Below are 6048 nucleotides of genomic sequence, written 5' to 3'. Positions count from 1 at the left end.
ACCGACACGACCGGCTTTTTCAGGAGCGTCCTAGGCGAAGGGCACCGAGATCAGGGTCTCGCCGGTGTCGGTGCGGATGGCCACCGCCTGGATCGTGGCGGGGTCGATGATCGTGGAGCCCATGATCGTGCCGCTGCGCCCGGGCACGGTGACGGCCGGCGTGAGCCAGCTCCCGGCCACCGCCGCGGTGCCGTCCCGGGAGAGGACGAGCAGGGTGCAGCGCTTCCCCGCCGGCAGGCCCGAGACGGTGGCGGCCAGGCGCACCCAACCCGCTGCGGGCACCACCGTGGCGCTCATCGTCACCGAGCCCTCGGTGCCCTCGACGGTGTGCCCGCCGGCCAGTGCCGTCGCGGGGGCCGCTGGGGCCGTCACCCGGCCGATCACGACACCGCCCGCGAGCAGGACGAGCGCGGCCGCGGCGGCGGCCACGAGGCGCCGGACCCGGGGAGGCGCGCTCCGGTGGCGCGGGGCGTCGGACTCCTCGCGGATGCGCCGCAGCGCCCGCCGCAGCGCGAGGTCGCCGGCCGGTGGGCCGTCGACGAGCGCCTCCGGGGGCACGGTCTCCAGCAGCGCCGCGGTCTCGCGGACGTCGGCCCACTCCTGGCGGCAGTCGGCGCAGGTGGCGAGGTGGGCCTCCACCGCCGCGGCCCCGGGCCCGTCGAGCAGGCCGAGCGCGTGAGCGGTGACGTCGCCCGTGCCGTGGACGGGGTGGTGGGGGTTCACGAGCGCCGCCCCGTGGTCATGAGCTCGCGCAGGGCCCGGATGGCGTAGAAGGTGCGGGACTTCACGGTGCCCTTCGGCACGCCGAGCGCCCGGGCCGCCTCGTCGAGGTTGCGGCCGTGCAGGTGGATCTGCTCCAGCACCGCGCGGTGCTCCGGCGAGAGCCGCCCGAGCGCCTCGTGGACGGTGACCGACGTGGCCACGGCGTCGGCGTGGTCGCGTTGGACGGGCGGCGCGGTGGGGTCCTCGGGGACCTCCGCGGGCCGCGCGCCGCGGGCCCGCGCACCGTCGATCACGATGTTGCGGATCACGGTGAGCAGCCACCCACGGACCGAGCCCCGGCCGTTGTCGAGCACCTCGGGATGGCGCCAGAGGCGGATGAGCGCCTCCTGGACGACGTCCTCCGCGGCGACCGGGTCACCGAGCAACCTCGTGGCGTACATCTGCATGGCCCGTCCGTGTTCGGCGTACACCGCCGTGAGCTGCGCCTCGTCGACGGGTCGGGACACAGTGGGCGACCCTACGCGTAGTCACACGGGTCATTCGGACAGGTGGCGCCACCGGTTCGGCCCTCCTGCTCCACAACCGACGGACATCGCGGCCGAACGACCAGCTCAGCAGGGCCAGCGCCGTCGCGACCAGGACGGTGGCGGCCAAGGGCCCGACGACGCAGGCGACGACCAGCACCACCCCCTGCACCGCGGCCACGGTCTTGGCGGCCAGGTTGGGCGGCAGCGACCCCCGCAGCCACGGCCACGCCCAGCCCGCCGCGACGAACGCGTACCGCATCAGCCCCGCGGCCAGCACCCACGGCCCGACGATCCCGGCGACGTGCACGCTCAGCACGAGGATGAGGAACGCGTCCACCTCCATGTCGAACCGGGCACCCACGGCCGACGCCGTGCCGGTGCGCCGCGCCACGCGTCCGTCGACGGCGTCGAGCGCCAGTGCCACGGAGGCGAGCCCGACCAGCACGGGGGTCGCGGTCGAACCGTCGACCAGCCCGTCCGTCACCAGGGCCGTCACCCCGACGACCAGCACCGCCCGGCCCAGCGTCACGAGATCGGCCGGGCCGAAGCGGGACCGGCCGGCCCGGTGCATCGCCCCGGCCAGCAGGCCGAGCAGGCCCGCGCCGTAGAACAGACCGGCCAGCAGCCCGGCGGTACCGGGCCGCAGCCCGACCAGCAGCAGCACCTGGGCGGCCGCCGCCGCGACTACGGTGGTCTCGCGATGTCCCATGTCCTCCACACGGACGCGGGGCGCGAACGGTTCACCGGGAAGGGGAGAACGTGCCGGCCACCGCACGCGCGTTCTGGCTCCGCTCCCCCGGCGAGGGCGAGATCCGGTCCGTCACGCTCGCCGAGCCCGGCCCGGACGACGTCGTGGTGCGCACGCTGTTCTCGGGCGTCAGCCGCGGTACGGAGTCGCTGGTGTTCCGCGGCGGCGTGCCGCCCAGCCAGTACACGGCGATGCGCGCGCCGTTCCAGGAGGGTGACTTCCCGGCGCCGGTGAAGTACGGCTACCTCGCCGTCGGGGTCGTCGAGTCGGGTCCACTGCTCGGCCGCACCGTGTTCTGCCTCCATCCGCACCAGACGCGTTTCGTCGTGCCGGCGACGGCGGTGACCCCCGTCCCCGACGCCGTGCCGGGCGCGCGCGCCGTGCTCGCGGGCACCGTCGAGACCGCCGTCAACGCCCTGTGGGACGCGGCCCCGCTGGTGGGCGACCGGATCGCCGTCGTCGGGGCGGGGATGGTCGGGTGCAGCGTGGCCGCGGTGCTCGCCGGGATCCCCGGCGTCCGGGTCGAGCTGGTGGACCCCGAACCCTCCCGGGCGTCGGTGGCCGCGGCGCTCGGCGTCGGGTTCGCGGCACCGGACGACGCCGTGGGCGACTGCGATCTCGTCGTGCACGCCAGCGCCACCGACGCCGGGCTGGCCCGGTCGCTGGAGCTGCTCGCCCACGAGGGCGAGGTGGTGGAGCTGAGCTGGTACGGCGACCGGCCGGTGAGCGTGCCGCTGGGCGAGGCGTTCCACGCGAAGCGGCTGACCATCCGCAGCAGCCAGGTCGGCACGGTGTCGCCGCGACGGGCCCGGCGCGGCTACTCCGATCGGATGGCGTTGGCGATGCGGCTGCTCGCCGACCCCCGCTTCGACGTGCTGGTCTCCGGCGAGTGCGCGTTCGACGACCTCCCGGCGCTGATGTCCGGTGAACCGTCCGGGCTCTGCGTCCGTGTCCTCTACGGAGAGACCTAGACGACCCACCGGAGGCCCCGTGTTCAGCATCACCGTCCGTGATCACGTGATGGTGGCCCACAGCTTCCGGGGCGAGGTCTTCGGACCGGCCCAGCGGCTGCACGGCGCCACCTTCGTGGTGGACGCGACGTTCCGGCGGGCCGCGCTCGACGCCGACAACATCGTCGTCGACATCGGGCTGGCCACACGCGAGCTGGGCGCGGTGCTGGCGGAGGTCAACTACCGCAACCTCGACGACGAGCCGGAGTTCGCGGGCGTCAACACCTCCACCGAGTTCCTCGCGCAGGTCGTCGCGGACCGGCTGGCCGCGAGGGTGCACGCGGGCGCGCTCGGCGAGGGGGCCCGCGGGCTGGCCGGGATCACGGTGACGCTGACGGAGTCGCACGTCGCGTGGGCGAGCTACGAGCGTGCCCTGTGACCGGCGTGCACGTCGTCCTCCCCGGTGACGTCGACGATCCCGCGCGCACCAGCGGCGGCAACGTCTACGACCGTCGGGTGTGCGACGAGCTGGCGACCGATCTCGACGTGCACGAGCTCCCGGTGCCGGGCACCTGGCCCCACCCCGACGACGCCGCCCGCGCGGAGCTCGCCCGCGCGCTCGCGGCCGTTCCCGACGGCGGCCCCGTGCTGCTCGACGGGCTCGTGGCCTGCGCGGTCCCCGACGTCGTCGCCGCCCAGGCCGACCGGCTGCGCCTCACCGTGCTGGTGCACCTCCCCCTCGGCGACGAGGCCGGGCTCGATCCGGAGACGGCCGCCGAGCTCACCGGGCGCGAGCGCGCCACCCTCCACTCCGCCGCGGCCGTCGTGGCCACCAGCCCGTGGGCGGCGCGGCGGATCGCCGACGTCCACGGGGTGTCCGCGCACGTGGCGACGCCGGGGGTGGACCCCGGCCCGGTCACGCCCGCCGGGGACGGCAGCCGACTGATCTCCGTCGGCTCCGTGACCCCGACGAAGGGCCACGACCTGCTCGTCGAGGCGCTGGCACTGGTCGTCGGCCTGGACTGGACCTGCCGGATCGTCGGGCCACTGGTCCGCGACCCGGACCACGTCGCCGTGCTGCGGGCGACGATCGCGCGCCGCCACCTCGACGACCGGGTGCAGCTCACCGGCCCGGAGGCGGACGTGACGTGGACCGGAGCCGACCTGCTCGTCCTGCCGTCGCGCACGGAGACCTACGCGATGGTGGTCACCGAGGCGCTCGCGCACGGGATCCCGGTGCTGGCCGCGGACGTCGGCGGGGTCGCGGACACCCTCGGCCGGGCCGCCGACGGCTCCGTGCCCGGCCTGCTCGTGCCCCCCGGCAACGCCGCCGCGCTCGCCGCGGCCCTGCGCCGCTGGCTCGACGACGCCGACCTGCGCGAGACGGCCCGCAGGTCCGCCCTGGCGCGGCGCGCGGAGCTCGACGGGTGGGAGGTGACCGCGCGATGCCTGGCGAAGGTGCTCCTGTGACCACGCGGTGGAGCACCCCGGGATCCCCCGTGTGCACGCCCGACTGGCTCGCGCTGCGCGAGCCGGCCGACGCCGCGGCGCGGGCCACCGAGCTCGTCGAGCCACTGCGCGCCCACCTGCCGGACGGACCGCTGGTGGTGCGCGACCTCGGCTGCGGCACGGGATCGATGGGCCGCTGGCTCGCCCCGCTCCTGCCGAACGCGCAGCACTGGATCCTGCACGACCGCGACGAGGCGCTCCTGGAACGGGCCGCCCGCAGCCTTCCCGCCGGGGTCACGACCGGGACCCGCGGAGGCGACCTCACCGCCGCCCGGCTCTCCGGCGCCTCGCTGGTCACGGCGTCGGCGCTGCTGGACCTGCTCACGGCCGAGGAGGTGGAGGCCATCGCCGCGGTGGGCTGCCCGGCCCTGCTGACGCTCTCGGTGGTGGGCCGGGTGTCGCTCTCCCCCGCCGATCCCCTCGACGCCGACGTCGCCGCCGCGTTCGACGCCCACCAGCGCCGCACGGTCGACGGGCGCCGGCTGCTCGGGCCCGACGCCGTGTCCGTGGCGGCCGGGGCCTTCCGCCGCCGCGGCGCGCACGTCGTCACCGTGTCGAGCCCGTGGCGCCTCGGCCCCGGCACCGCCGAGCTGGCCGAGGAGTGGTTGCGCGGCTGGGTCGCGGCGGCCGTCGAGCAGCGGCCGGACCTCGACGGGCCCGGCTACCTGCACCGCAGGCTGGACGCCCTGGCCGCCGGCGATCTCTCGATCGTCGTCGGGCACGCCGATCTGATCGCCCTCCCCCGGAGCTTCTCGTGAACCGGCTGTGGCCGGCGCTGCGCCTGAGCGCCGGCGTGGCCGTCGTCGTCGCGCTCGTGGTGAAGCTGGGGTCGGGGGCGGTGCTGCACAGCGTGGCGGCGGTGGACGCGGGCACCGTGCTCGCCGCGCTGGCCCTCGGCCTGCTCGCCACCGTCTGCAGCGCGGGGCGCTGGTGTCTGGTGGCGCGCCGGCTCGGGATGGCGCTGCCGCTGCGCACCGCCGTGGCCGACTGCTACCAGGCCGTGTTCCTCAACTCGGTGCTGCCCGCCGGCGTCCTCGGCGACGTGCACCGCGCCGTGGCGCACGGCCGGGAGTCCGGTGACATGACGCGCGGCGTGCGGGCCGTGGTGCTGGAACGGCTGGCCGGCCAGGTCGTGCTGGTCGCGGCCACCGTCGGCGTGCTGGCCTGCGAGCCCGCGCTGCTCGACATCGTCGTGCCCGGGTCCGGCCGCTGGGTCGTCGCGGGCGCACTGCTCGCCACGGTCGCCGCCGGGTGGCTGCTCCGCGCCCGGCTGCGTCCGATGCTGGCCGACGCGGCCACGGTGCTGCGGCCCGCCGTCGTCGGCCTGTCGGTGCTGACCCTGGCCTGCTACCTCGCCACGTTCGTGGTCGCGGCCCGGGCCGCGCGATCTGCGGCGCCGATCACCGGGATGCTGCCGATCCTGGTGCTGGCGCTGCTGGCCATGAGCCTGCCGCTGAACGTCGGCGGGTGGGGCCCGCGCGAGGCCGCGACGGCCGCCGGGTTCGGCGTCATCGGCCTCGGCGCGGCCCAGGGCCTGGCCACCGCCGTGGTCTACGGGGTGCTCAGCCTCGTCGCATGCCTGCCCGGGGCC

Annotated in this window: 7 protein-coding genes and 1 pseudogene; 5 read left to right on the top strand and 3 right to left on the bottom strand. The window is 76.2% G+C overall.

Annotated elements, in window-relative coordinates; translation table 11 throughout:
- Positions 1-30 precede the first annotated feature (30 nt).
- Genes BGP03_RS21705 through BGP03_RS21695 form a run of 3 tightly spaced genes read right to left on the bottom strand, consistent with a single transcriptional unit; the run spans position 31 to position 1959 of the window.
- A complete protein-coding gene (locus tag BGP03_RS21705) occupies positions 31-723 on the bottom strand; it encodes a zf-HC2 domain-containing protein (RefSeq protein ID WP_296371309.1) in 693 nt (230 codons plus the stop codon).
- Positions 720-1169: a sigma-70 family RNA polymerase sigma factor gene (locus BGP03_RS21700; protein ID WP_296371311.1), complete on the bottom strand. Its 450-nt coding sequence runs from the start codon at positions 1167-1169 to the stop codon at positions 720-722. Before BGP03_RS21700 ends, BGP03_RS21705 begins: the two co-directional genes overlap by 4 nt.
- Positions 1138-1959, bottom strand: coding sequence for a CDP-alcohol phosphatidyltransferase family protein (locus BGP03_RS21695; protein WP_296371313.1), 822 nt, complete (start codon positions 1957-1959; stop codon positions 1138-1140). The genes BGP03_RS21700 and BGP03_RS21695 overlap by 32 nt, the downstream gene beginning before the upstream one ends.
- 50 nt (positions 1960-2009) lie before the next feature.
- Here BGP03_RS21695 and BGP03_RS21690 point away from each other — a divergent pair, with 50 nt between their 5' ends.
- The 5 genes and pseudogenes from BGP03_RS21690 to BGP03_RS21670 form a co-directional block, all read left to right on the top strand.
- Positions 2010-2969, top strand: coding sequence for a zinc-binding alcohol dehydrogenase (locus BGP03_RS21690; RefSeq protein ID WP_298799259.1), 960 nt, complete (start codon positions 2010-2012; stop codon positions 2967-2969).
- A 19-nt stretch (positions 2970-2988) separates the two neighbouring features.
- Entirely contained in the window at positions 2989-3387 is a 399-nt protein-coding gene (locus tag BGP03_RS21685) for a 6-carboxytetrahydropterin synthase (RefSeq protein ID WP_298799260.1), read from the top strand.
- The gene (locus tag BGP03_RS21680) at positions 3384-4418 is read left to right on the top strand and encodes a glycosyltransferase family 4 protein (RefSeq protein ID WP_298799261.1); all 1035 of its coding nucleotides are present in this window, start codon (positions 3384-3386) and stop codon (positions 4416-4418) included. The genes BGP03_RS21685 and BGP03_RS21680 overlap by 4 nt, the downstream gene beginning before the upstream one ends.
- Positions 4415-5215, top strand: a complete 801-nt coding sequence (locus BGP03_RS21675; RefSeq protein WP_296371319.1) for a class I SAM-dependent methyltransferase — start codon at positions 4415-4417, stop codon at positions 5213-5215. Before BGP03_RS21680 ends, BGP03_RS21675 begins: the two co-directional genes overlap by 4 nt.
- Positions 5212-6024: pseudogene (locus BGP03_RS21670) on the top strand (lysylphosphatidylglycerol synthase transmembrane domain-containing protein); the annotation flags it as partial. The gene BGP03_RS21675 and the pseudogene BGP03_RS21670, both read left to right, overlap by 4 nt.
- Between the last annotated feature and the right edge of the window lie 24 nt (positions 6025-6048).

This window comes from Pseudonocardia sp. 73-21 (assembly GCF_001899645.1).
GTDB lineage: Bacteria > Actinomycetota > Actinomycetes > Mycobacteriales > Pseudonocardiaceae > Pseudonocardia.
This window is presented reverse-complemented; position numbering and strand designations above follow the sequence as displayed.

Bases quoted from the DNA above. Each gene is read 5' to 3' on its own strand.
- BGP03_RS21695 (WP_296371313.1), bottom strand. From the start codon at position 1,959: ATGGGACATCGCGAGACCACCGTAGTCGCGGCGGCGGCCGCCCAGGTG.
- BGP03_RS21700 (WP_296371311.1), bottom strand. From the start codon at position 1,169: ATGCAGATGTACGCCACGAGGTTGCTCGGTGACCCGGTCGCCGCGGAG.